The 24,401-nt window shown below is 57.0% G+C and carries 19 protein-coding genes and 2 tRNA genes; 9 read left to right on the plus strand and 12 right to left on the minus strand.

Annotated features, from left to right (window positions below):
• Nucleotides 1-115: 115 nt before the first annotated feature.
• A complete protein-coding gene (pagP, locus tag H2Z33_RS16975; RefSeq protein WP_003859516.1) occupies nt 116-691 on the plus strand; it encodes a lipid IV(A) palmitoyltransferase PagP in 576 nt (191 codons plus the stop codon).
• Here pagP and H2Z33_RS16980 read toward each other — a convergent pair.
• From H2Z33_RS16980 to H2Z33_RS16995, 4 genes are read right to left on the minus strand one after another with little or no spacing between them, the layout of a single operon-like run.
• Nucleotides 688-1,611 carry an acyltransferase gene (locus tag H2Z33_RS16980; protein WP_026080612.1) on the minus strand — a complete coding sequence of 308 codons (924 nt, stop codon included), beginning with the start codon at nt 1,609-1,611 and terminating at the stop codon, nt 688-690. The two genes, pagP and H2Z33_RS16980, sit on opposite strands and share 4 nt — an antisense overlap.
• A gap of 38 nt (nt 1,612-1,649) precedes the next feature.
• Nucleotides 1,650-4,712, minus strand: coding sequence for an efflux RND transporter permease subunit (locus tag H2Z33_RS16985; protein ID WP_063135201.1), 3,063 nt, complete (start codon nt 4,710-4,712; stop codon nt 1,650-1,652).
• Nucleotides 4,712-5,797 (minus strand): efflux RND transporter periplasmic adaptor subunit, encoded by a 1,086-nt coding sequence (locus tag H2Z33_RS16990; protein ID WP_063135200.1) that lies wholly within the window; start codon nt 5,795-5,797, stop codon nt 4,712-4,714. The genes H2Z33_RS16985 and H2Z33_RS16990 overlap by 1 nt, the downstream gene beginning before the upstream one ends.
• A 56-nt stretch (nt 5,798-5,853) precedes the next feature.
• On the minus strand, nt 5,854-6,168 hold the full coding sequence (locus tag H2Z33_RS16995; RefSeq protein WP_154597617.1) for a hypothetical protein: 315 nt from the start codon (nt 6,166-6,168) through the stop codon (nt 5,854-5,856).
• 103 nt (nt 6,169-6,271) lie between these two features.
• Between H2Z33_RS16995 and H2Z33_RS17000 the strand changes: the two genes are divergently transcribed.
• From H2Z33_RS17000 to ldtA, 3 genes are all read left to right on the plus strand, one after another.
• On the plus strand, nt 6,272-6,703 hold the full coding sequence (locus H2Z33_RS17000; protein ID WP_063135199.1) for a universal stress protein: 432 nt from the start codon (nt 6,272-6,274) through the stop codon (nt 6,701-6,703).
• A 47-nt stretch (nt 6,704-6,750) separates the two neighbouring features.
• Nucleotides 6,751-9,444, plus strand: coding sequence for a cation-transporting P-type ATPase (locus H2Z33_RS17005; protein WP_045339063.1), 2,694 nt, complete (start codon nt 6,751-6,753; stop codon nt 9,442-9,444).
• Between the two features lie 62 nt (nt 9,445-9,506).
• The gene (ldtA, locus tag H2Z33_RS17010; protein ID WP_032671703.1) at nt 9,507-10,439 is read left to right on the plus strand and encodes a L,D-transpeptidase; all 933 of its coding nucleotides are present in this window, start codon (nt 9,507-9,509) and stop codon (nt 10,437-10,439) included.
• 135 nt (nt 10,440-10,574) lie between these two features.
• On the opposite strand, the gene H2Z33_RS17015 is transcribed toward ldtA, so the two are convergent.
• Nucleotides 10,575-10,650: transfer RNA gene (locus tag H2Z33_RS17015), tRNA-Asn, on the minus strand.
• 320 nt (nt 10,651-10,970) lie between these two features.
• Between H2Z33_RS17015 and nac the strand changes: the two genes are divergently transcribed.
• The 4 genes from nac (at nt 10,971) to H2Z33_RS17035 (ending at nt 13,786) form a co-directional block, all read left to right on the plus strand.
• Nucleotides 10,971-11,888 carry a nitrogen assimilation transcriptional regulator NAC gene (gene nac / locus H2Z33_RS17020; protein ID WP_003859531.1) on the plus strand — a complete coding sequence of 306 codons (918 nt, stop codon included), beginning with the start codon at nt 10,971-10,973 and terminating at the stop codon, nt 11,886-11,888.
• Nucleotides 11,889-11,984: 96 nt separating this feature from the next.
• Complete coding sequence (cbl, locus tag H2Z33_RS17025) at nt 11,985-12,935, plus strand: HTH-type transcriptional regulator Cbl (RefSeq protein ID WP_017383311.1); 951 nt, start codon at nt 11,985-11,987, stop codon at nt 12,933-12,935.
• Between the two features lie 190 nt (nt 12,936-13,125).
• Nucleotides 13,126-13,479, plus strand: a complete 354-nt coding sequence (locus tag H2Z33_RS17030) for a type II toxin-antitoxin system RelE/ParE family toxin (protein ID WP_017383312.1) — start codon at nt 13,126-13,128, stop codon at nt 13,477-13,479.
• 4 nt (nt 13,480-13,483) lie between these two features.
• Nucleotides 13,484-13,786 (plus strand): helix-turn-helix domain-containing protein, encoded by a 303-nt coding sequence (locus H2Z33_RS17035; RefSeq protein WP_017383313.1) that lies wholly within the window; start codon nt 13,484-13,486, stop codon nt 13,784-13,786.
• Nucleotides 13,787-13,831: 45 nt separating this feature from the next.
• On the opposite strand, the gene H2Z33_RS17040 is transcribed toward H2Z33_RS17035, so the two are convergent.
• From H2Z33_RS17040 to H2Z33_RS17065, 6 genes are all read right to left on the minus strand, one after another.
• A tRNA-Asn gene (locus H2Z33_RS17040) sits at nt 13,832-13,907 on the minus strand.
• Nucleotides 13,908-14,070: 163 nt separating this feature from the next.
• A complete protein-coding gene (locus H2Z33_RS17045) occupies nt 14,071-16,260 on the minus strand; it encodes a TonB-dependent siderophore receptor (RefSeq protein WP_032654151.1) in 2,190 nt (729 codons plus the stop codon).
• A gap of 26 nt (nt 16,261-16,286) precedes the next feature.
• Nucleotides 16,287-17,612: a lysine N(6)-hydroxylase/L-ornithine N(5)-oxygenase family protein gene (locus H2Z33_RS17050; protein ID WP_063135198.1), complete on the minus strand. Its 1,326-nt coding sequence runs from the start codon at nt 17,610-17,612 to the stop codon at nt 16,287-16,289.
• Nucleotides 17,609-19,351 (minus strand): IucA/IucC family protein, encoded by a 1,743-nt coding sequence (gene iucC, locus H2Z33_RS17055; RefSeq protein ID WP_063135197.1) that lies wholly within the window; start codon nt 19,349-19,351, stop codon nt 17,609-17,611. The genes H2Z33_RS17050 and iucC overlap by 4 nt, the downstream gene beginning before the upstream one ends.
• On the minus strand, nt 19,348-20,295 hold the full coding sequence (locus tag H2Z33_RS17060; RefSeq protein ID WP_033486923.1) for a GNAT family N-acetyltransferase: 948 nt from the start codon (nt 20,293-20,295) through the stop codon (nt 19,348-19,350). Before H2Z33_RS17060 ends, iucC begins: the two co-directional genes overlap by 4 nt.
• Complete coding sequence (locus H2Z33_RS17065; protein ID WP_063135195.1) at nt 20,295-22,037, minus strand: IucA/IucC family protein; 1,743 nt, start codon at nt 22,035-22,037, stop codon at nt 20,295-20,297. Before H2Z33_RS17065 ends, H2Z33_RS17060 begins: the two co-directional genes overlap by 1 nt.
• A gap of 138 nt (nt 22,038-22,175) precedes the next feature.
• On the opposite strand from H2Z33_RS17065, the gene H2Z33_RS17070 reads away from it, so the two are divergent.
• Entirely contained in the window at nt 22,176-23,375 is a 1,200-nt protein-coding gene (locus H2Z33_RS17070) for an MFS transporter (protein WP_063135194.1), read from the plus strand.
• A gap of 3 nt (nt 23,376-23,378) precedes the next feature.
• Here the strand turns inward: H2Z33_RS17070 and mtfA are convergent, their stop codons facing one another.
• The gene (mtfA, locus tag H2Z33_RS17075) at nt 23,379-24,176 is read right to left on the minus strand and encodes a DgsA anti-repressor MtfA (protein WP_063135193.1); all 798 of its coding nucleotides are present in this window, start codon (nt 24,174-24,176) and stop codon (nt 23,379-23,381) included.
• Nucleotides 24,177-24,401 lie beyond the last annotated feature (225 nt).

The following is a 24,401-nucleotide window of genomic DNA, read 5'->3' on the forward strand; positions in this document are numbered from 1 at the left end:
TAAATAAATTTCATCTTATCGGGCGACAACATAAATCAGCCTGTTTGGCTCCGGTTAGGGCTGAATGGTTTACAGTAATAACGATCGCTGCGTGACGTAAGCTGAGGGTATAACAATGCAACGCCTCTTTCCTGCACTGTGGGTAGTCCTGTTTTTAGTCGTATCTCCGCTGCATGCGGAGCCGAAAGTCTATGGCGAACAGCGTATTCACCGCTGGTGGGATGCAGTAACGGACGATATTGCGCAAACCTGGGAACAGCCGGATCGTTACGATCTCTACCTTCCGTTTCTGAGCTGGCATGCTCGATTCATGTATGACAAAGAGAAAACCGACAATTACAACGAAATGCCGTGGGGCGGGGGGCTGGGCGTGTCCCGCTACAACGACGAGGGCAACTGGAGCGCGCTCTTTGCCATGATGTTCAAAGATTCACATAACGAATGGCAGCCTGCGATGGGCTACGGCTGGGAGAAGGGCTGGTATCTGGATAACGCAAAAGATTTCCGTCTGGGGCTGGGGGCCGCTGCGGGGATCACGGCACGCGACGACTTTGCCAACTATGTCCCGCTGCCGTTTATCTTCCCGCTTTTCTCTGCCGGATATAAGCGCGTCACCGTCCAGTTCACCTATATTCCCGGGACCTACAACAACGGCAACGTGCTGTTTGCCTGGCTGCGCCTGGGCTTTTAGAGGGTGATCACTTTTTTGGCCACTGCGTTGGACAGGATCAGCAGCGAAAACAGGACCGACGTAACAAACGTAAGCACAATCAGAGCAAGTTTGGTGCTCAGGGACGTCACCGGAATGAGCGCGGTCAGCAGGTGAAACACCGAGTAGTGCATAATATAGACCCCGGTCATGGTTTTGCTAATGGCGGCCAGCACGGACTCTTTAAACTCCGCATTGCGGCGAAACCGCACGCCGTTGGCCGCAATCACCAGGGCAATAATCAGAATGTAGATTTGCGATCCGGTGAGGATAAAGGCGTTTCTGTCTGCTTTAAATAGCGCAAAAAAGAAGTGCCGCTCGTAAAACCACGTGAAGAGATAAATAAACGGTATGGCAATCACCGCTGCCCTGACCACATTTTTGCGGCCGATCCACGCCGCGATCTGCGGATCGCAAAAGAGCTGCCCCGTCAGATAAAACAGCAGCCACGTCCACAGGCGATACTGCGGCGACAATGAAAGGACATGGGCATCAGGATAGAGGGCTGACAGTAAATCGTACCCGTATGAGAAAAGCAGCAGGGCGGCAATCACCCCGCAAAAGAGCGTTCGTCGCTGGCTGAGCCACTCCACCACCGGGTGAAACGTGTAAATCACGATAAACGCGAACACGAACCAGGGTTGGATCAGATATCCGCGCTGATAGGGCTCCCACAGGTAGTAAATCGTTACCCAGAACAGAAAGACGATCACCAGGCTTTTGATCTTATCCAGCTGCCAGCGCGTGCCGTGTCGGGATTGCCCGTCCAGATACCCTGCAACCACAAAAAATAACGGCGTGGCGATGGTCGAAATGAAGGTTAAAAAACCGAGGATCCAGTGATAGTCATAATCGTAATGATCCCAGGTGTTGTAGATGGTGAAAAAGGTAACCGCCGTCATACACCCCAGCGTCTTGATGATATTCAGCCCTGTCGCATTCATTGTTGTTCAGCTTTGTCCTTACGATGGAAACACGCGTAAATTACGGGGAGTACCAGCAGCGTCAGGATTGTAGCAAACCCAAGCCCAAACATAATCACAACGGCCATGCTCTGGAAGAACACATCCAGCAGCAGAGGGGCGAGGCCGAGTACGGTCGTAAAGGCGGTGAGGAGGATGGGACGCAGGCGCGACGTGGCGGCGTAAACGATCGCACTGTGCTGATCCTGCTGCACTTTCTGCTGTTCTATCTCTTCCACCAGCACAATGCCGTTGCGGATCAGCATCCCGCTCAGGCTCAGCAGGCCAATCAACGCCATAAAGCCAAAAGGGATGCCGGTAATTAAAAACCCCGGCGTCACGCCGATCAGCGCCAGCGGCACGGTCAGCCAGATGGCGACGGCGTTTTTCACCGAACTGAACATCAGCACCGTGATCACAAACATCACCAGATAGCCGAGCGGCAGCGTGGTAAATAGCCCCTGCTGCGCTTCGCTGGAGTTCTCCGCGTCACCGCCCCACTCAATGCTGTAGCCGTGGGGCAGGGGCAGGGCATTAATTTGCGGCTTCACGCGGGCGAGAATATCGCCGGAGGTTTGCTGGCTTAGCGGGTCAGGGTCGGTCTGCACGGTCAGCACGCGGGAGCGGTCACGGCGCAGGATCAGCGGATCTTCCCACTCCAGCGCGAAGCCGCTGATGACGTTGCTCAGCGGAATATACTGCTGCCGGGTCTGGCTCCAGACCAGAACGTTATTCAGGTGATTGGCGTCCAGCCGCTCGCTTTCCGGCGGGCGCACCACCACGGGCAACAGGTCGCTGCCTTCTCTGTACAATCCCGCCCGACTGCCGGAGAAATTCATCTCCAGTGCGTTATCGACGTCCTGCTTATCCACGCCAAGCTCACGTCCCAGCGCGGTGACGTACTGCGGGCGGATCACTTTGCTGCGATTTTGCCAGTCGTTCCTGACGCTGTCCGTCGCCGGATCGCGCGTAAGGATGTTGTCTACCTGGCTGGCGATCAGACGCAGCCTGTCCGGATCGGGGCCTTTAATACGTATTTCAATGGCGCTGTCGCCGGAGGGGCCAAACATCACCCGCTTTGTGCTGGCGTTAACCTGCGGATAGTTCCGTGCGATGTACTCATCCACGTGGCGGGTCAGGGCGGGGATGTTACGCTGGTCGTCCATTCTCACCATAATTTGCGCATAGTTGCTGTACTGCCGCTGTCCGCTGTAGGTCAAAATAAATCGCATACTTCCCTGACCAATCGTCGAGACCGTAGTTTCCACGCCTGGCTGGCCGTTAATGGTTTTCTCGATATCACCGGTCATCTTCTCGGTCCAGTTAATGTCGGTACCGTAAGGGAGCCAGAGGTCGACAAAGAAAATTGGCGTACTGGAGGAGGGGAAGAAGTTCTGCCGCACCGAGCCAAAGCCCCAGATGGCGGCGGCCAGCAGTGCGGCCATCACTACCAGCGTTGGCGCTTTACGCCGTAACAGCGCGTTGAGCACACCCTGATAGATCCGATAGATGCGTTTGTCATAGGGATCCGTTTCGTCGGCCTTTGGCGGTGCAGCATCTCGTTTAAACAGCCACCACTTAATCAGCACTGGCGTAATGGTGAGGGCTGAGAACCAGCTCAGCATGAGCGAAATCAGCAGGACCTGAAACAGCGACTTACAGTATTCGCCGGTGGAATCCTGTGACAGCCCGACGGGCGCAAAGGCCAGGATGGCGATGACCGTTGCACCCAGCAGCGGCAGCGCAGAACGGCGAATAATGTCGCTAATGGCGTTCATCAGGGACGAGCCCTGCTGCCGGGCTACCAGTACCCCTTCGACAATAACAATGGCATTGTCGACCAGCATGCTGAGGGCGATGATCAGCGCGCCCAGTGAAATGCGCTGTAGTTCAATACCCCAGAGATACATGATCAGCAGCGTGCCCAGCACGTTGAGGGCGAGGGAAAAGGCAATAATGATCCCGCTGCGTAAGCCCATAAAGATCAACAACACGCCGATGACAATCGCCAGCGCCATCAGGAAGTTAATGATAAATCCGTTAACGGAATGCCCGACCTCCGCCGCCTGATCGTAAAACAGGTCGATATGGATACCTGCCGGTTTCTCGGCTGACATCTGCTCTAGCTTCGCCTCCAGGGCATGTCCCACGTCGATCACGTTAACGCCGGGGATAAAGGAGACGCCCATGGTGACGGCTTTTCTGCCGTTGGCATGGTAGATGCTGGCAGGGGACGCATCCAGCCCGCGTGACAGGGTGGCAATATCCCGTAAGCGGGTAGCCGCCCCAACGCCGGGCGGGGTCACGATGAGATCGGCCAGCTCGTCAATACTTTCGAATTCACCGGTAGGATGCAGACGAATTGACTCGGTACCGGAGGGGATCTCTCCCGCGCTGGAGACCACGTTCAGCCTGCTGAGCTGGGCAGAAAGCTGATTCAGCGTTATCCCGCGCGCGGCCATTTTGCTCAGAGAAATGTCCACGTTAATCTGCTGAGTGAGGGCTCCGCCGATGGCCACTTTGCCCACGCCTGGCACGAGGACCAACTCCCGGCGCAGCAGCTCGGCATACCGGACCAGTTCCGGATTGCTGAATTCATCTCCGGAAATGGCAAAGAAAAAGCCGAACACATCGCCAAAATCGTCATTCACAAACGGGGTCACTACGCCGGGTGGAAACTGTCTGGCGGCATCTCCCACCCGGCGACGCAGTTCATCCCAGATTTGCGGCAGTGCATTTGAGTGGTAGCGCGAGGCTATATTGACCGTGATCTGCGACAGGCCGCTGGAGGAGATGGAGCTGACGTTATCCAGATAAGGTAACTGCTGAAGCGCATTTTCCAGCGGCAGGGTGACCTCTTCCTCAACCTGCTGCGCCGACGCGCCCGGATAATGGGTGATCACCACCGCCGTTTTGATGGTAAACGCCGGATCTTCCAGTCTGCCAATGTTCAACAGGGCAATAATGCCGCCTACGCCCAGCAGCAAAATCGTCAGCCAGACGCGAACCGGGTTGCTGATAAACTGACGAGAGATATCCATTACAGTCCCCGTTCACGCGTCCAGATACGTACCGGCTGGTTGGGATGTAGCTCCCCAACGCCTGCGGCCACCACGCGTTCACCGGCCTTAAGCCCACCGACGATGACGACCCCCTCAGCGCTGACTTGCCCCACGCTGACCTTACGATCTTCAAGGTGCAACGTATCGCCTTCGCCCGTCACCACCCAGACATGTGGCTCATTGCGCGGGCGGTTATCCGGGTTAAAGACCGCTTCAACCGGCACTACCAGCGCCTCACTGCCCACACCAGCCGGAAGGTTGGTTAAATTGATGGTGACCGTTCCGCTGACGCCGCCCACGACGGGAAAATCATCCGGGCGGGGCATGGTTAAAATCACCTGCCAGGTCAAAGTGTTGCTGTCGCTACTGCCTGAGTGCTCTTTGTACACAGCGGTAAACTCGCGACCGGGCAGGGCATTGATCCTCACTACCGGTTTGTAATGCGCATTGCGAATATCGAAGGTGTTAAACAGGTTCTCTGGAAGGCTGAACACCACGTCCAGCAGATCGGTACGGGTCAAAGTGACGACGGGCTGGCCGGCGGAGACGACCTGATGATTTCGCACATGGACGCTGGCCGCTGTCCCGCCAAAGGGGGCGACGAGCGTCATCTGGCTTAATTCTTCGCGCGCAATCTGTAGCGCGGCGTTTGCTGAATCGCGGTTGGCGCGCTGGACATCCATCTCGGCTTTCGACACGGCCTGGCGTCCCGCCAGGGTCTGGAAGCGGTCGAATTGCCGCTGAGCCAGGGTCGCCGCCGTTTGCCTGTCGTTCAGGCGCTGCCGGGCTTCACGGGCGTTGAGGCTGGCGAGTCGTTGCCCCTGTTTGACAACGGCACCCTGGCGAATGTCCAGGGTCTCAATCTGCCCGGCTCGTTTGAACGCGAGATCCGTGGCGTCGCCGGATTCAATACGGGCGGGAAACACGCGCTGCTGCGCGTTGCCGGCCTTGACCACCTCTGCGACTTTTACCATTTTCGGCAGGGGCGCGGCGCGGTCGGGTTTCGGATCGCACGCCGTCAGCAGCAATAAAACAGCAGGCAGAAGAGAGAGGTAGCGCTTCACAGTATTCCCCTGATAATAATTGTTTTATTTATTTCGTCATCAATGCTGGGGTGGCGCTATTCTGCCAGGGCCGAGACGACCACATAGGTAAATAGACCGATTGCTGTGCTGGCGATAATGGCGAGCGCAATAAACAAACCAAGGCGAATCAGGCTTAAACCGTACATGCATTCCTCCATGAGGTTGAAGGTGGCGCGGGATAAAGAGAATAAACGTGTTGCATGCCTGACTATGAGCATAGTCGGTGAATAAATAAATGTTAAATAACCATTATTAGTGGCGTGACATACTAAGGCGAAACAAGCGTTACGATGGTGTATCCCCTTTGAATAACATCCTGATATTCCTGTGCTACGTTTAATAGCATCCATTCCTTTTTTTCCGTAAAAGGCATTCACGCCTGTACCCATGGGTTTGATGCGATCTCTCCTGATTCACTCACTGTTGTGTTGGTTATAAAAAAGGATGCTTGATATGTATAAAACGATTCTGGTGCCGGTGGATGTATACGAAACAGCATTGTCTGATAAAGCGCTACAGCATGCCCAATTCCTGGCGCAAAGCGCATCGGGTAATGTCCATCTGCTGTACGTTATGCCAAAGTTCTCGGCGGAACTGACCCGCGGTTTTATTGCAGACGCGAGAAAGATGGATGAATATATGATTAATAATGCTAAAGAAAAACTGGCTGCGCTGGTAAAAAAAATCAACCTGCCGGAAGCAAATGTCCATCTACATGTTCGCAGCGGGAATATACGTGATGAGGTAATCAAACTGGCGGATGAGCTTAACGTCAGTGCGATTATTGTGGGATCACGTAATCCAAATATTCAAACTCATTTATTAGGGTCAGAGGCGGCGAGTATCGTTCGTTACGCGCATGTTCCTGTTTTCGTTATTCGTTAATGTCATGAAAGCAAGGTGATTTCTGAAAAGAACCTGAGGAAGGAACGATGATAACAGAAAAGCCTCACCGTCCGTATTATCAACAGACCGTTGATGAAACCCTGACAAATATCCAATCCAGCCTCGACGGACTTAGCAGTACAGAAGCCACCGCCAGGCTGGAAAAATACGGTGAAAATGCCTTACCGCAAAAACCGGGTAAACCTGGCTGGCTGCGCTTTCTGGCCCATTTCAACGATGTCCTTATTTACGTCCTTCTGGCGGCGGCGCTGCTGAAGCTGATAATGGGACACTGGGTGGATATGTTTGTCATTCTTGGGGTAGCCATTATTAACGCCCTGATTGGCCATATTCAGGAGAGCAATGCGGAGAAATCGCTGCAAAGTATTCGCAATATGCTCTCCAGCGAGGCTGTGGTCATCCGGCAGGGCAACCATGAAACTATCCCGACGACAGCGCTGGTGCCCGGAGATATCGTCGTGATACGCGCCGGGGATCGCATTCCTGCCGATCTTCGCGTGACAGAGGCGCACAATCTGCGGGTGGAAGAAGCTATTCTCACCGGCGAATCCACGGTAGTGGAGAAAAGCAGCGATGCGCTCCACGGGGAGTTGCCGTTAGGCGACCGTTACAACCTGCTTTATTCTGGCACCACCGTCAGCTCCGGTGGGGGAAAAGGGTTGGTGGTGGCGACCGGTGGGGAGACCGAACTCGGCCATATCAACCAGATGATGTCAGACATTGAAAAACACCGTACCCCGTTGATGGTGCAAATGGACAAGCTCGGCAAGACCATTTTTATCACCATTCTGGTAATGATGCTGGCGCTGTTCGTTTTCAGTCTTATCTTCCGTGATATGCCCGTATCAGAGCTGGTGCTGTCGTTGATTAGCCTTGCGGTAGCGGCGGTGCCGGAAGGATTACCGGCCATTATCTCGATCATCCTCTCGCTGGGCGTGCAGGCGATGGCGCGTCGCAAGGCGATTATTCGCAAGCTGCCTACCGTGGAAACGCTGGGGGCGATGACAGTTATCTGCTCGGATAAAACCGGCACCCTGACCATGAATGAGATGACGGTAAAAGCGGTGATTACCGCGGACACCACCTACCGCGTGGAGGGAGACAGCTACGAGCCGGTGGGTACTATTCACCCCGTTGACGATCCGACACCGGTCACCGTGAACCCGGGATCTGTGCTGGAGCGCTATCTGCGCACAGTCGATCTCTGTAATGACAGCCAGCTGATCAAAGATGAGCAGGGGCTGTGGAAAATCACCGGCGGTCCAACCGAAGGCGCGCTGAAGGTGCTGGCGGCCAAAATCCCGCTTCCGGCAATTGACGCCGAGTTGCGCAGTAAAATCCCATTTGATTCGCAATATAAATACATGTCCACCCTCTATCGCCTGGGCGACGAAGAGGTGATGTTAATCACCGGTGCGCCGGACGTCCTTTTCCGTCTTTGCCAGCACCAGCAGACCCAAAACGGGCTGGAGCCGTTCAACCTGCACTATTGGGAAGAGAAGATTGAAGAGTATGCGCGCGAGGGATTGCGCATGGTGGCTGCGGCCTGGAAACCGGCTGCCAGCGGGCAGCGCGAGCTGACGCATGCGGATCTGCAAGAAGGGGTCATACTGCTCGGCATTGCGGGCATGATGGATCCCCCGCGCCCGGAAGCCATTTCGGCCATTGCCGACTGCTTGCAGGCGGGCATTCGCGTGAAAATGATTACCGGGGATCATCCACAAACGGCGATGAGCATTGGACAGATGCTGGGTATTGGCAACGCGGCGAGCGCCATCACCGGGCGCGAGCTGGAGGCGATGGACGATCACCAGCTGAGCGAGGCGGCGCAAAAATACGATATCTTTGCCCGCACCAGCCCGGAAGATAAATTCCGCCTGGTGCAGGCGCTGCAAAGTAAGCAGGAAGTGGTCGGAATGACCGGGGACGGGGTGAACGATGCGCCGGCGCTGAAGCGGGCGGATGTCGGCATCGCGATGGGGATCAAAGGTACTGAAGTCACCAAAGAAGCCGCCGATATGGTGTTAACGGATGATAACTTTGCCACCATTGCCCGGGCGGTCCATGAAGGGCGTCGGGTCTACGACAACCTGAAAAAGACCATTTTGTTCGTTATCCCGAGCAACATCGCCCAGGCCTTACTGATCATTATTGCCCTGCTGGCGGGGAACCTGATCCCACTAACGCCGGTACTGATCCTGTGGATGAACATGGCAACCTCTGCAACGCTGTCGTTTGGCCTGGCGTTTGAAGCGGGTGAGAAGGACATCATGAACCGGCCGCCGCGTAAGTCTAACCTGCATGTGATGGACGGTTATGCCATCTGGCGAGTAGTGTTTGTCGGCCTGATGATTGCCATCAGCGCCTTTGTGCTGGAGGCCTGGCTGCAACCACGCGGCTACTCACCGGAGTTCATTCGCACCGTGTTGCTGCAAACGCTGGTCACCGCCCAGTGGTTTTACATGCTCAACTGCCGCGTCACCGACGGCTTCTCCCTGAGTAAAGGTCTGCTGGCTAACAAGGGGATATGGATAGTGAGCGGCGTACTTCTGGCCCTTCAGCTTCTGATCATCTATGCGCCGTTCATGCAAATGCTGTTCGGTACCGAAGCGCTACCGTTCCGCTACTGGATCATTACCTTCCTGATTGGGTTTGCGATGTTCATGATTGTTGAAGCAGAAAAAGTCCTTACCCGGAGATGGCGCACGACGAAAAGATGACTGAATGAGTAGGCTAAGCCTGCCCACCGGCAGGCTTTCTCTTTGACTGAGTACAGAACACTATGATTCGATTTGCCTCGTTCGTTTTTACGCTTGGTATTCTGTTTCCCGCTGCATCTGCTGTAACCTACCCCCTCCCTCCCGAGGGCAGCCGTCTGGTGGGGGCGCCGATCACCATCACCGTGCCTGAGGGCAATACTCTGCCGCTCGAAGCGTTTGCAGCGCAGCACGGACAGGGGTTGAGCAATATGCTGGAAGCCAACCCGGGGGTGGATCCGTTTTTACCGCGAGCCGGAACACAGCTGGTGGTACCCCAGCAGCTTATTCTGCCGCCAACCGTGCGCGAGGGAATTGTGGTGAACGTCGCGGAAATGCGACTTTACTATTATCCACCCGGCAGCAACACGGTTGAGGTGCTGCCTATTGGCATCGGTCAGGCCGGGCGCGAAACGCCGCGTAACTGGGTAACCGCCGTTGAGCGCAAACAGGAAGGCCCAACCTGGTCACCCACGCCAAATACGCGACGCGCTTACGCGAAAGAGGGGAAAACGTTGCCCGCGTTCGTTCCCGCCGGGCCGGATAACCCGATGGGGCTGTATGCCCTCTATATCGGCAGGCTGTACGCGATCCACGGTACCAACTCAAATTTCGGCATTGGTCTGCGCGTCAGCCAGGGCTGCATTCGCCTGCGTAATAACGATATCAAATACCTGTTCGATAACGTTTCGGTGGGGACGAGGGTACAGCTTATCGATCAGCCCTTAAAGGTGACCACCGAGCCGGACGGTAGCCGTTGGGTAGAGGTTCACGAGCCGCTGTCACGCAATCGCGCGGAATTTGAATCGACAAATAAGGTGCCGCTGCCCATTTCAGCCGCACAAAGGACGCAGCTAATAAGTGAAGGGGCGGGCGCTGAGCTGGAACGGCGGTCGGGGATGCCGGTGAAGCTTGCTATGCCCGGTGGCGCTGCGCTTACCGGGTCTACAGGACCGTAGGTCGGGTAAGGCGAAGCCGCCACCCGACAATTTTACCGAACGCAGAATGTAGGTCGGGTAAGCACAGCGCCACCCAACAAACTGACCGAACGCAGAAAAGCAAAAAGCCTGCTTTAAAAGCAGGCTTTTCAAATTTGGCTCCTCTGACTGGACTCGAACCAGTGACATACGGATTAACAGTCCGCCGTTCTACCGACTGAACTACAGAGGAATCGTGTGAACGGGGCGCATATTATCGACCTGCGTACGCCTTGTCAAAGGATGGATCGCCGACTTTGAACTGTTTGCTGACAAAACCAGCAAAGTGACGTTTTTGCCAACGGAATGCACCATTATTGTGCAGATATACCCCGAATGGGGCAGATCGGAAACCGTTGTCCTCGACTCAAAACAGGCACCAGTGATTGGCTTTCCTTATTTTCAGCCGCTTAGCAGCGACATACGCCCGCTGCAAAAAACTGGCATCCATATTGCAAAACCTGTTTAACAACACAGCCGTTACCGGCACGCTATTTTCGAACAGGGGGCAACATGAACTTAAGACGACTGAAATACTTCGTAAAAATCGTCGATATCGGCAGCCTGACCCAGGCGGCTGAAGTGCTGCATATCGCGCAGCCTGCGCTGAGCCAGCAGGTCGCGACTCTGGAAGGCGAAATGGACCAGCAACTGTTGATCCGCACCAAGCGCGGCGTAACGCCTACCGAAGCGGGAAAAATTTTATATACCCATGCCCGCACGATCCTGCGTCAGTGTGAACAGGCGCAGCTGGCCGTGCACAATGTGGGTCAGACCCTGAGCGGCCATGTCTCCATTGGCCTGGCGCCGGGAACGGCCGCATCGTCTGTCACCATGCCGCTGCTTCAGGCGGTGCGCGCGGAGCTACCGGAAGTGCTGGTTTATCTGCATGAGAACAGTGGTTCCGTGCTCAATGACAAACTGCTCAACGGTCAGCTGGATATGGCGGTGCTGTACGATCGCTCCCCGGTTGCCGGGATCACCAGCCAGCCGCTGCTGAAGGAAGATCTTTACCTGGTCGGTACCCGTGATTGTCCCGGTCAGAGCATTGATTTAACCGCTGTGGCAGAGATGAACCTGTTCCTGCCGCGCGACTACAGTGCCGTGCGCGTGCGCGTTGACGAAGCGTTCTCGCTGCGCCGTCTGACGGCGAAGATCATCGGCGAGATTGATTCCATCTCCACGCTGACTGCCGCCATTGCCAGCGGCATGGGTGTAACGGTTCTGCCTGAGTCTGCCGCACGTTCACTGTGCAGCGCGGCGAACGGCTGGATGGCCCGCATCACCACGCCATCCATGAGCTTACCGCTGTCGTTGAATATGTCCGCGCGCGGCTCCCTGTCACCGCAGGCGCAGGCGGTGAAAGAAATCCTGATGTCTCTGGTCAGTAAGCCGTCGCTGGAAAATCGCGAGCTGCAACTCGTCAGCTGATATTCCAAATAAGCATAAGATGCTGGTTTTTATTATTTGTTCTCCAGCCCGCCTGACTCTAACAATAGCCTTATGTCAGATGCGCCGGAGTGAATTGTGAATTTCCAGCAACTTAAAATTATTCGTGAGGCGGCCAGGCGGGATTACAACCTGACCGAAGTCGCCAATATGCTTTACACCTCTCAGTCGGGCGTCAGCCGACATATCCGCGAGCTGGAGGAGGAGTTAGGCATTGAGATTTTTATCCGTCGCGGCAAGCGCCTGCTGGGTATGACCGAGCCAGGCAAGGCATTGCTGACCATCGCTGAGCGCATTCTCAACGAGGCCAGCAACGTTCGTCGGCTGGCGGATCTCTTTACCAACGACGCTTCCGGTGTGCTGACTATCGCCACCACCCATACACAGGCGCGTTACAGCCTTCCGACGGTTATCAAAGCATTTCGTGAGATCTTCCCGGACGTACGTCTCGAACTGATCCAGGGCACGCCGCAGGAAATTGAAGTGCTGCTGCATAACGGTGGGGCCGATATCGGTATCGCCAGTGAACGGCTGAGCAATGACCCGCTGCTGGTGGCGTTCCCGTGGTTCCGCTGGCACCACAGCCTGCTATTACCCGCCGAACACCCGCTGAACCAGGTTTCACCGTTGACGCTGGAAGAGATCGTCAAATGGCCGCTTATCACCTACCGGCAGGGCATTACCGGGCGTTCGCGCATAGATGAAGCGTTCAAGCGTAAAGGGCTCACGCCGGACGTGGTGCTGAGCGCGCAGGATTCCGACGTGATCAAAACCTACGTCGAGTTAGGGCTGGGGATTGGCCTGGTGGCCGAGCAGTCTGGCGGAGAATATGAGGCTGGTAATCTGGTGCGTCTGGATACACGTCATCTGTTCGATGCGAACACCGTCTGGCTCGGGCTGAAGCGCGGGCAGCTTCAGCGTAACTATGTGTGGCGTTTTATCGAGCTGTGCAATGCGGGGCTCTCCGTAGATGAGATCAAACGCCAGGTGATGGAGCCGGAAGAAGTGGCGATTGATTATCAGATTTAACTACGCGTTTGCCCGGGTGCGCTGCGCTTTCCGGGCTTGTATTCCCCCTTCACCCTGTTTCTCCTTTATTTCTGAAGACGGCTTCCATATTTTGCATCCTTAACCTGCATACCAGCCAATCTGTCTGCATAATCGGCACTATAGTTTTGCATCTATATAGTTTTTGATCTATGTTGTACAAGGAGATCCCGTGTGGGCGATTAAAACTACGGACAGGTTTGACGACTGGTTCACCTCATTAAACGATAGCGAGAGAGCCAGCGTACTGGCCGCGCTACTTGTTTTGCGGGAGAGGGGACCGGGTCTGTCCAGACCGTATGCCGATACGCTGAAAGGCTCCCGCCACAGCAACATGAAAGAGTTGCGTATCCAGAGTAAGGGTGATCCGCTGAGGGCATTTTTCGCTTTCGATCCGAACCGTACGGGTATTGTACTGTGTGCGGGCAATAAGGTCGGTAATGAAAGGCGATTTTACGATGAGATGCTCCTCGTTGCGGATCGGGAATACACTCGCTGGCTGAACACATTAAAAGAGAGGAATTAACGCGATGGGCAGAACCCTGGAGCAGCTTATTGCAGATGAAAAACCTGAGGTTGTTGCCAGCGCACAGGCAATGGCAACGGATATTTTGCTCAATATCCATCTGGCCGAGTTACGTGAAAAAGTGCAAAAAACGCAGGTAGATATGGCCAGGGCGTTGGGTATTAAACAACCTACTGTCGCCGTCATGGAAAAGGCAGGACGCGATATTAAGCTTTCTTCTTTGAAACGCTACGTTGAGGCCGCCGGAGGGAAGCTACGGCTGGATGTAGAACTACCCGATGGTTCTCATTACGAGTTTGTGTTGTAACCCACGAAAGCAAAAAGCCTGCTCTAAAAGCAGGCTTTTCAAATTTGGCTCCTCTGACTGGACTCGAACCAGTGACATACGGATTAACAGTCCGCCGTTCTACCGACTGAACTACAGAGGAATCGTGTGAACGAGGCGCATATTATCGACCTGCGTGCGCCTTGTCAAAGGGGAAAACATCGTTTTTGTTCGTTTGCCGAGAATTTCAGCAAACCGATGATTTAATAGCAAATTTGCTTTCAAATTGCACAGCAAATCGCGCCGCCCGCAGGCGGCGCGCAGGATCAGAACAGAACGGAGTAGTTCAGGCCAAACGTACGTCCACGGCCTTTATAAGTATAAAGACCCGGTGAGCCATAGGTTGGGCTATACAGCCCCGGTGCGCGCTGGCCCCAGGCGGTGGTGTAGTCTTTGTCCAGCAGGTTTTCCACGCTGAAGCTGACTTTGCCCACCGGCAGGGCGTAGCTGCCCAGGAAATCAACGGTGTTATAGCCATCAATCTTCTTACCGTCGGCGTCAGACACGTCGAAGGTTTGTGTGCTCTGCACGCGCAGGGCCCAGTCGCCCGGCGCCCAGTTAACCCATGCGCTGGCTTTAGACGGGCTGGCGCTGTCGACCGTCAGCTTCTCCCATTTCCCGTTTTCACGCGTTTCGGACTTGATGGCGTTAAAGTTCGCCCCGGTGCTCCAGTCGCTGTCGGTGAAGAAATAGTCCACCTGGCCTTCAACCCCATAGATACGACGTTTATCGTCCTCCAGGTTGATGGTCATGTCGCTCTTGTTGATGGTGATGGTTTTATCCGAGAGCGAGTAGTACGCCGCCACCTGGGTACGCAGGTTATCGCCGGTGAAGCGCCAGCCCAGCTCGTAAGCATTGACCTTAATACCGTCCAGCGTTGAGTCGTTCACGTTGACGCTGTTTTGCAGGCGATAGTGACCATCGACCAGCTGATAGGTGCCGGAACCGTAGTACTTCGCCAGGTCCGGGATCTCGAAGCCCTGGGAGAAGTTAAACCACAGCTGCTGCTGTTCGGTAAGACGTCCAAGGATCCCGGCGTTAAACAGGAAGTTGTTGTAGTCGGTTTTCCCGCCCGGCACCGCGTCAGCAGAGGTCGCTTTGCCCGTGGCGATTGCCTGCTGCTGGGCGTAGCCGACAAAATCGTCCACCTTGTTTTCGGTGTACTGGTAACGCACGCCGCCGCTCAGGGTGATGGCGTCAATGTCATAGCTGGCTTGCAGGAACGGCGCGAGGTTGGTAATGCTGTAACCCGGATAACGGCCCACGTTGTAGGCATTGTCCAGCTCCATGCCGCCGCTCGCCGCCGCTTTGCTCAAGTCAAAGAACTGCTGGTTGGCATCGAATGTTTCGTGGTCGGCATCCACACCCCAGGTGAGGGTCAGGTCGTCCATCGGCTTGCTGTTTAGCGTCAGCTTGCCGCCGTAAAAATCGGTTTTCTGCTGGGACGCGCCAATGCTGGTCACCGCGCCTTTGCTCAGCGTCGGGAACGGGTAGTAGGTCAGGCTCTCGTCACGGTAGTAAATCTGCGCAACCAGATCCTGACCCCAGAAATCGGTGTTCGAGTATTGCAGGTTGATCAGGTGACGCTCTGTGCCCGGGATACGGTCAGAGTTCAGGTTATCTTTATTATAGGCTTTGGCATCGCCCGTGACCGCAGCGAAATTCTCCCCAAGGAACAGGCCGTGCTTGCCGTCGGATTCGCTCTTGTAGTACTGCGTGGTTAACTGGAGCTGCTGATGATCGTCGATGTTGATGGTGCCTGTCCCCATCACGTCGATACGGTCGGAATACTGCAAGCCGGTCTGGGTGTTATCGATAATCACCTCGTCGCCGTTGCCGTCATACCAGCCGCCGTAGCGCTGATAGGAGACCGACAGACGGCCAGAGGCGTTGTCATTGCCGCCGCTCACGGCTGCGGAGACGTTCTCATCATGGTCGTTATGGCTGTTAAAACCGCTTTTTGCCCCGGTCTGGAACTCCACTTCGGTCTCCGGCTGGCCTTTTTTGGTGACGATGTTCACCAGACCGCCGGTACTGCCGCCGCCGTACAGCGAGGTGGCACCGGAGATCACTTCGATGCGGTCAATGTTGAACGGATCGATAGAGTCGAGCTGGCGGCTGTCGCTGCGGGAAGAGTTCAGACGTACGCCGTCCACCATCACCATCATGGAGCGACCGCGCAGGTTCATGCCGTAGTTGGTACGTCCCTGGCTGCTGACGTCCATGCCGGGGATCAGCTGGGCCAGCACGTCTTTAATCTCTTTCCCGCCCTGAACCTGCTGCTCAATTTCCGCCCGCTCAATAACCCAGGTGGTTTGCGCCATCTCTGCCACGCTGCGATGTGCCCGGCTGGCGGAGACCACAATATCTTCTTCCTTTTGTTCTTCCGCCCACGCAGAGGTAGAAAGCATGGCAAGCAAGCACGGATTTAAAACCCAAAGATGAGAACGTTTCATTGTTATGTTGATCCTGAATGTGTGTGTCAGTACTCGGTGGTCTTCATTAATGATTTAAAAACCTGGCTGCTCTCCGGGCTGGTGGTGCTCCGCCAGTGGATCACGCCGGGGGTGGTTGCCAGCTCAAACGGCTCGTCATCGTGAGCGCGATTCAAAATTCGCGCCGCGCGCCAGGCCATCAGGCTGAGCTGGGGTTCGGCAATACCGAGACGGTGCATCCCGGCATTGACGGCAAACAGGCGGTTGCTCTGCGGGCCGTCCCATTCAAGGGTGAAATCGTTGTTGATGCAGAAGGCTTCATCCTCATCCAGACGCAGTCGGGAAGAGAGCGGGGCGAGAAACGCGGGCTGCACGGCGCGGTAGCCGGTGGCGAAAATCACCACGTCGCTCTCCAGCTGTTCGCGCCCGCCGTCCAGGTGATGCTGGATGCTGAGGCGATGTCCGGTTTCCTGGCGCGTCAGCGCCGTCGCCGAGCGGGACGGCATCAGATGCGCCCAGGGTTTTTCGCGCAGCACTTCGAAGCGGTGATACATGGCGCGATAGATGGCCAGCAGCGACTCGGTGGTGATCCCGTCGGAGGTCATCTTCTGCTCCTGCAACATCTGACGTCGGGCGTCGTCACCAAGGGTCGAGAAGCTGTCCACGTACTCCGGCGTGAAATACTCATTGGCAAACGCGGCTTCATCCAGCGCGTTGTAGTTGTTGCGGCGCGACACCCAGTTGAGGCTCAGCGGCTGCCCCCACTCCCCACGGAAGATATTTAAAAACAGATCCGCACCGCTCTGGCCGCCGCCGACGACGGTGACGCGCTTGCCCGCTAAATCCGGCGTGCGCAGCATCATTTCGCTGGCGTGGAAGCAGGTGTCGTCCTGCGCGGTGACGCAGTCTGGGAGATTGATCTGCTTCCCAATCCCCACGCAGACGTGGCGCGCCAGGAAGCGATCCCGCTGGGTCACGACCTCAAACAGGCCGTTTTGCTCATCAAAGCTGACCTGCTGTACCTGCTGGCTGAAGGCCAGGTTAGTGAGGTTATCCGCCGCCCAGCACAGGTAGTCGGCAAACTCCTCGCGCGACACGGTGCGCTGCTCGGTGGTGAGGAAACGGTAGAACTTTTTGCGCTGTACCAGATAGTTCAGGAAGCTATGGCGGTTGGTTGGCTCCACGGCGCTGACCAGATCCTTCAGGAAGCTGGTCTGCATATGGCAGTCCGGCACCATCATCCCCGGGTGCCAGGAGAAGTGCGGCTTGCGTTCAAGAAACAGCGAGCTAAAACCGTCCAGCCCCTCTGCCAGCGCGGCAATACTGAGGTTGAACGGACCGATACCAATGCCGATGAAATCATAGGTTTTCATTGCGCTGACTCCTGCGAGACCAGAAAAAGAGGGTTATCAAGATCGCAGACGTAGTTCGGCAGCATGCGGCTGCCGCCGTCGTGTTCTGAGAAGGTAAGTTTGACCGGGTTGAGGATCACGCGAATAATCTGCGGCTTAAACAGGTCGAATTTGGCGAAGCGCGCCGCAAGATCCGGATGGGCGGCCATATAGCGACGTAACACCAGCGCCAGGATCTGATAGAAGCGGGTTTCGCTCACGCCGCATTGCAGGGTGAGGCGGGATATAAAGCGCAGCACCGTGACAAAGTTGCCGGTTTGCAGGTCGTGGATGATGTAATCCGCGCTGAGGCGCGCCGTCACCGCTTTTACCTGCTCCGGCAGGCTCTGCATCTGCGGGAAATCTTCATCCACCAGGCGCATGTCGCCCTGGAAATCCTTCAGCAAAATGCGCTGCGGAACGTAATCTTTCATCACCAGCGTGACGTTCTGGCCGTGGGCGATGAGCGCCACCCCGTAGCGGCAGAGCAGGTGGTAGAAGGGGATCACCGTCGCCTCAAACAGCTTTTCCAGCCATGCGTCAGCGGTTAACCCCGAGCGTTTGATCCACGCGTCAATCAGCGGGCGCCCCTGGTTATCGGTTTCCATCAGCGCCGCCATCAGCACCGCCTGTTCGCCATCCTGTAAATAGCAGGATGGGTTCTCGCGCCAGATCACCCCCAGCATCTCCTGATAGCGGTACGGCGCCTCAGGCAATGCGGCATAACCCGGATGCGACAGATATCCGGCTGCGGGTTCGCCAAGCACCTGCGCCCCGGAGCGAATCAGCGTGGCATCGCTGGCGAACTGCTGCTGTAGCCAGCGCGAGGCCAGCGGACCGGCGGCGATATACTTGCCCGGAATACCGCGATAGCAGGAGGTGTTGTAGATGGTCAGCGGCAGCTTGATGTCATACGGCGCGCGACGGCTGGCGTTGGTCAGCGTGCGCAGGGACTGCTGCGCCAGATACTCATCGCCGAACTCACCCAGCTCCACCATCTCACCGCGCGCGAGCTGCGCCAGGAAATGAATGGCAATTTTTTGCTGCCACTGCCACGGGTGCAGCGGCACCGGCAGCCAGCTGTCGTCCAGATCCAGCTCCTGCCAGCGGGCGTTGAACCGTTCGCGCTCGGCATCGTCCATGGCGCTGGAGAGCAGGCCGTTAATATCGCAATCGGCGTCGCTGCTCCAGACCAGACGCTCGCGCTGCACGGCGACCCAGTGCAGGCGGAAACGCCCGCGATATTCCGGCGCGTACAGGCGCAGGGCATCCAGCCCCCAGCTGCGGCGTCCCTTGTTGAAAATAAACTTCGGGTGACCGCGCATCAGGCACTGTAGTTCGTCCGGGTCGAGGTGGATCAGCGCATCGGCATCCAGCGTTTCACGCGCCTGCAACAGCTGCATGTCACCCCGCAGCGTGGCGTAGAGATCTTCCATGTGCTCCGCCGTTTGCGCGTCGCTCATCTCCAGCACGGTGGCCAGTTGCAGCAGCGCGTTTTCCGCTTCGACCGCCGCGCCGCTGGTTGTGGTCAGGGTATCAGGGTCAATATGCAGCCACCCCCATATCCCACGCGTGGCGCGAAACTGCCAGCACGCGTTGCCCATACTGATGCGCCAGTTGTCCGCCGAAACCGGCTCGGCGCGCAGGGTGCGTTCATATTCCAGTTCGGCGAGGATCTTCGCCACCATCTCGCGGTTCACTTTCTGCCAGAGTGCGTTCACAGTTCCACCTCGTGGAAGAAGTGATGACGCTCGCTCATGATCAGACGGGAGCGTTTGTGCGGGAAGTCGAACTCTTTCACCGTGTCGAAACCGGCGGACGCCAGATGGCGGAACAGACGCTGATTGTCGAAGCGCGGCTCGGCGACAATGCGCGTGGTGCGCGGTTCATCGAGATACAGATAGTGGCTCAGGCCGCGCAGCCAGCTGCGGATGTATTGCGCGCCGCGCCAGTTTTCTTCACCCACCAGCATGTGCAGCCCGCGGTCAAACGGCTGCCAGCGATAGTGGCGGCCAATGCGATCTTCTGCCGCCCAGTAGAGTTCAAAATAGCCGAACGGCTGATCGTCAAAGCAGCCGATCACCGGGTAACAATAGGTCGAGTCGAGCTGGCGACGCAGGTAGTTCTCCTGCTCGGCCTGCGGACCGGCCATCTCCCAGAAGGCATTTACGCGCGGGTTGTTCATCCAGCGGGTAAAACGCTCGCCGTCCAGCGCCACGTCCGCCACGCGGAAGCTCAGGGTGCGCTTAATCTGCGGATCGTAACGGCGGTACACCTCGCTCTGCGGGCGGTGAGGGCGCAGCGGGAAGTACAGCTGACGGCTTTCGTCAAACTGCATTCCGCCGCTCGCCTGCGGACGTTCGCCTTTCAGCCACAGCGGCAGCTGCCAGAAAATTTCACGCGCCAGATAATCCCCGTGAACGAGGCTAAACAGCGCCTGCGCCTGAGGTTCATCCTGCCAGGCTGCCCACGGCAGGGTAATGCCGGTCAGGGCGGGCGCGGCAACAAACAGCTGGTCGAGGGCGTCCACCAGCCAGCCGTCCGGGAGCCCGGTCAGCCGCTCCAGCACCGCGCTGCCGTCGAGACCCAGCGTCAGCGGCAGGTTTTGTTCCGTGACCGTGCAGCGAAAGCCGTAGCCGGAATGGACGATATTCGCGTTTGCCATCACGCCTTCTCCTTATAAAACGGGTTGCTAAAGTCGAAATAGATCACCGCCGGATCGACGATGGTGTTTTCGTTGCGATCGTGCAGGTAGCAGAAAAAGTTGCCTTTGCAGTTCCAGGTCGGGCTGTTGAGCACATAATCGAGGCAGCGGGTCTGCTTCGCCGTGGTGCGCAGTTCGGCCAGCGCGTCACGCACGCGGGACATCAGGTTCTCTTCGCTGTCGAAGCCGGCGGCGGCGAGCGCGGCGGTGACGGCAAGGGTAGAGTTCAGCAGCAGGTAATAAGGAAAGTAGCGCAGCAGCTGGCTCTCACCGAAGCGGTTTTCCACCTCGGTTTCACCTGCCTCTTTCAGCCACGCGTCGGCCCCTTCGGTCCAGGCGCTGCCCTGGCAGTCGCGGTAGATCAGCCCAACGGGGAAATCCTGCTGCATCTCAACGAGGATATTTTGTTGGTGCGCCAGCAGGACCAGACCGTAGTCCGCCTCGGCGCTGAACAGCGGAAGCAATACCCGGTCGCAGTAAGCGTCCAGCCAGCAGCGCGCGGCCTGGGCGAGCGGGAGATCCAGACGCTGGCTCAGACGACGCACCGCCGCGGCGAGCAGGCTGTCGCCGCCGTCCGGCGCGGCCTGGGTCAGGCTCACCAGCACGTTGGTTTGCGTTTCAGGGGTATCGAACAGCAGGTTGACGCGCAGGGCCATCAGGCTCTCTTCCTGGACGACGCCGTGCTCATCGCACAGCCCCGCCCAGCCGTCCTCCTGCATCACGCGCATGGTCGGGTAGCGCGCCTGAAGTTCCTGCCAGCGTGCCGTTTTCGCCAGGCGTGCCAGGCGCATGCCGCGCTTAACCTCTTTCACCGACAGCGTGCGCACGGAGTTGGTCAGCCGCACGCTCAGGGAAAACTTAATCATGTCGCTGTTGGTTTCACTGTACAGCGAGCGGGAAGAGCTGGTGGGCAGCCATTGCGCACCGGCTTCGCCCAGATCGCGCAGGGCGCCTTTTTCTACCAGACGCTGGCACCAGCCCTGCTCCAGCAGATAGTCGGCCTGCCACGGGTGCATCGGCAGCAGCCAGCAGGTGTCGGTGAAATGACCGAGAAGGGCCGGCGCGCTCTGCGCTGCAAAGCGCAGCAGACGTTCCCGCAGGGAGACATTCAGGCTGTCGCCGGTAATCAGCTCATGCTCAACCGCAAACCAGCGCAGCGGGAAGCGGGAGGCGAAATCCGGCAGATAGCGACGCGCCTCGGCCTCGTTAAACGGCTCGTGCGACTTTGGGGCAGGATGAAAAGCATGGCCGACCAGCAGCGCCTGTTCCGCTTCGGCAAACGTCAGCGGCTTATCGCGCAGGTTTGCCCAGTTGTGGCGTAAATCAATGGCCTGCCAGGTGTGCGTATGGCTTTCCAGGACGCGCTGCTTAAAGCGAGCCAGCGTATCGGCATCCAGATCGCCTTTTACCGTCTCTTTTTGAAGAATGAAATCAATCAGTTGATGAAATGTGACCGTGTCACCGCCGTCGCTGTCGGCCTGAATCAGCGTTGCCGGAAAACGATACTGGTGATGCTGCGTGGGGGAAAAATAGCGTACCGGAACCCGAATGGCCTGGGTTGGGGAGAGCGGGATATGAATCTGTGATAACTCATCCGCACGGGTTGCGGGAAGATAATGCCAGTCCTTCGTTTCGCGCAGCAGCGCGTTCAAAAAACACTGGGCCGCAACATCTGTACCGGCGGAGCGGGGCAGAGTACGCATAGTTGTACCTCATTCCATGACTGATAATAATTCTCGTTATGATATTCATTCTGTTTACAGTGGCAACTATTTTTGCAATATTTGTTTTCATAAACTTCATAATTTCCACACATTTATTGACATTATCTTCACAATTTTATGCGCACCCGTACTGAGAATCTCACTGACGTTGTGACCCCTAAAGCTAACTGGCCCCTGGCACTGGGCGCCGGTTTATTAGGTATTGGGCAAAACGGTTTGCTGGTTATGCTGCCGCAGCTGGTCTCCCTGACCGGACTGTCGCTCTCCGTCTGGGCCGGGCTGCTGATGTTCGGCTCGATGCTCTTTTTACCCGCATCGCCCTGGTGGGGACGCCAGAGCGAGCGGCACGGCTGTAAGATCGTTATGCTGGCCTCGCTGGGCGGCTATCTGGCTAGCTTTGTCGTGATGGCGCTGGTGGTCTGGGCGATGGCGAACGGCGCGCTGAATGCCCTCTGGGGAATGGCGGGCCTGGTGCTGTCGCGCATGCTGTACGGCCTGACGGTATCAGGGCTGGTGCCTGCGGCCCAGACGTGGGCCATTCAACGCGCGGGGCTGGATAAAAGGATGGCGGCGCTGGCGACGATAAGCTCTGGCCTTAGCTGCGGGCGTCTGCTGGGACCGCCCCTGGCCGCGCTGATGCTCAGCGTCAGCCCGGTCGCACCGCTCTGGCTGATGGCGCTGGCACCGTTTATCGCGCTTCTGCTGGTGCTGCGCGAAGCCGCCGATCCCCCGCTGCCGCCGGTGGCGCACCAGTCGACGCGGTTACAGGCCTCCATGCTGCCTTTCCTGGTGCTGGCACTGCTGCTGGCGGCGCTGGTCAGCCTGATGCAGCTTGGTTTATCGCCGCATCTTCACCCGTTATTTAATGGCGATGCCGTGCAAATCAGCCATCATGTCGCGCTGCTGCTGAGCCTGGCCGCGCTGGCGACCCTGGCGGCGCAGTTTCTGGTGGTACGCCCGCAGCATTTTACCCCGAGAGTTTTACTCTTAATTGCCGCGGTCTTGATGGTGGCGGGTCTTGGGCTGATGTGTCTCGCCAGTTTAGCCCTGTTCTACGTGGGAATTGTCATCACTTCGCTGGGGGCCGCCATGGCAACGCCGGGATACCAGCTTTTGCTCAACGATCGGCTGACGACGGGCAAAGGCGCAGGGGTGATCGCCACCAGCCATACGCTGGGGTACGGGGCCAGCGCGCTGCTGGTACCCGTGGTGACGCGCTTTTACGGTGAGCAGTTTTTGATTACTGCCGCAGGGGGAATGGCGCTGCTGTTTCTCGCGGTGAGCGTGTGGGTACGATCGACCGATCGTACCCCTTAAACATTAGTGGAACGGATGAGGGGAGGTGCTGGCTGCGTCCTCACTTTGCCGCAGACGCTGGAGCGGATCCTGCTGATAAAACTGGCAAAAACGCTGCCACAGCGCCGGGAAGCGCGGGGCAAAAAGCTCAGGTGCGCTAAAGAAATACTCGGACAGTACCGCAAAACACTCGGCGGGATCGGTCGCGGCATAGGCATCAATGCTGGCCGCGCTTTCACCCACCAGGTCTATCTCATCCTGAATGTTTTCCATCGCCGCGTGCAAGTCGTGCTCCCATCCCGCGACTTCACGCAGCGGGATCAGCGGCACGCCGCTGGCGCGATCGCCGTTGCGGGTATCCAGCTTATGCGCCACTTCGTGAATGATCAGGTTGAAGCCCGAGGCATCGAACGAGTCCTGAATATCCAGCCAGTTGAGGATGATTGGCCCTTGCTGCCAGCTTTGCCCGGACTGCACCATACGCTGGTTGTGCACCAGCCCGATGTCATCCTCCCACTCATCATCGACGATAAACGGCGCCGGGTAGATCAGCACTTCGTGGAAGCCATCCAGCCATTCGATACCCAGCTCCAGCACCGGCAAGCAGAAGAGCAGGGCGATGCGGGAATTTTTAAGCGGATCCAGTTCGAAGCCCTGTAGCGGTACCAGCCGTTTTTGCTGTAAAAAGCGCTCGGCCAGCTGAATCAGCTTTGATTGCTCTTCAGGCAAGAGATTCGCCAGCACGGGGATCGCCAGAGCCTCATCCCAGGGCAGCGTCATATTTCGACCAGCGTCGTTCGTTTTCCAGGGCCACTTAATCATCGCTTTGCTCGTTACTCGCACGTGAACAAAATGGAAAGGTCAGGGGCTGTTAGCATGCCAACATACTCTGTTAAGCAGTATGACACTCCTCTTCGGCTGCATGCAGACTGGCAGCCTGTTTAAGAGGAATCCAGCCCGCATAAACTATCACTATGTGCCGTCAGGTTGATAGCGCTTTAGGGGTATCCCCTTCATTTTGTGAAGTATGTCGTGCGCGACTATGAT

It is taken from the genome of Enterobacter sp. YSU, from assembly GCF_016082135.1.
Taxonomy (GTDB): domain Bacteria; phylum Pseudomonadota; class Gammaproteobacteria; order Enterobacterales; family Enterobacteriaceae; genus Enterobacter; species Enterobacter hormaechei_C.

Coding starts and splice junctions, on each gene's coding strand:
- H2Z33_RS17045 (WP_032654151.1), bottom strand. CDS start 16,260: ATGAAACGTTCTCATCTTTGGGTTTTAAATCCGTGCTTGCTTGCCATG.
- H2Z33_RS17065 (WP_063135195.1), bottom strand. CDS start 22,037: ATGCGTACTCTGCCCCGCTCCGCCGGTACAGATGTTGCGGCCCAGTGT.
- nac (WP_003859531.1), top strand. CDS start 10,971: ATGAACTTAAGACGACTGAAATACTTCGTAAAAATCGTCGATATCGGC.
- H2Z33_RS16980 (WP_026080612.1), bottom strand. CDS start 1,611: ATGACGGCGGTTACCTTTTTCACCATCTACAACACCTGGGATCATTAC.
- H2Z33_RS17070 (WP_063135194.1), top strand. CDS start 22,176: ATGCGCACCCGTACTGAGAATCTCACTGACGTTGTGACCCCTAAAGCT.
- H2Z33_RS17000 (WP_063135199.1), top strand. CDS start 6,272: ATGTATAAAACGATTCTGGTGCCGGTGGATGTATACGAAACAGCATTG.
- H2Z33_RS17060 (WP_033486923.1), bottom strand. CDS start 20,295: ATGGCAAACGCGAATATCGTCCATTCCGGCTACGGCTTTCGCTGCACG.
- H2Z33_RS17035 (WP_017383313.1), top strand. CDS start 13,484: ATGGGCAGAACCCTGGAGCAGCTTATTGCAGATGAAAAACCTGAGGTT.
- H2Z33_RS17050 (WP_063135198.1), bottom strand. CDS start 17,612: ATGAAAACCTATGATTTCATCGGCATTGGTATCGGTCCGTTCAACCTC.
- mtfA (WP_063135193.1), bottom strand. CDS start 24,176: ATGATTAAGTGGCCCTGGAAAACGAACGACGCTGGTCGAAATATGACG.
- ldtA (WP_032671703.1), top strand. CDS start 9,507: ATGATTCGATTTGCCTCGTTCGTTTTTACGCTTGGTATTCTGTTTCCC.
- H2Z33_RS16995 (WP_154597617.1), bottom strand. CDS start 6,168: ATGGATGCTATTAAACGTAGCACAGGAATATCAGGATGTTATTCAAAG.
- pagP (WP_003859516.1), top strand. CDS start 116: ATGCAACGCCTCTTTCCTGCACTGTGGGTAGTCCTGTTTTTAGTCGTA.
- H2Z33_RS17005 (WP_045339063.1), top strand. CDS start 6,751: ATGATAACAGAAAAGCCTCACCGTCCGTATTATCAACAGACCGTTGAT.
- H2Z33_RS16985 (WP_063135201.1), bottom strand. CDS start 4,712: ATGGATATCTCTCGTCAGTTTATCAGCAACCCGGTTCGCGTCTGGCTG.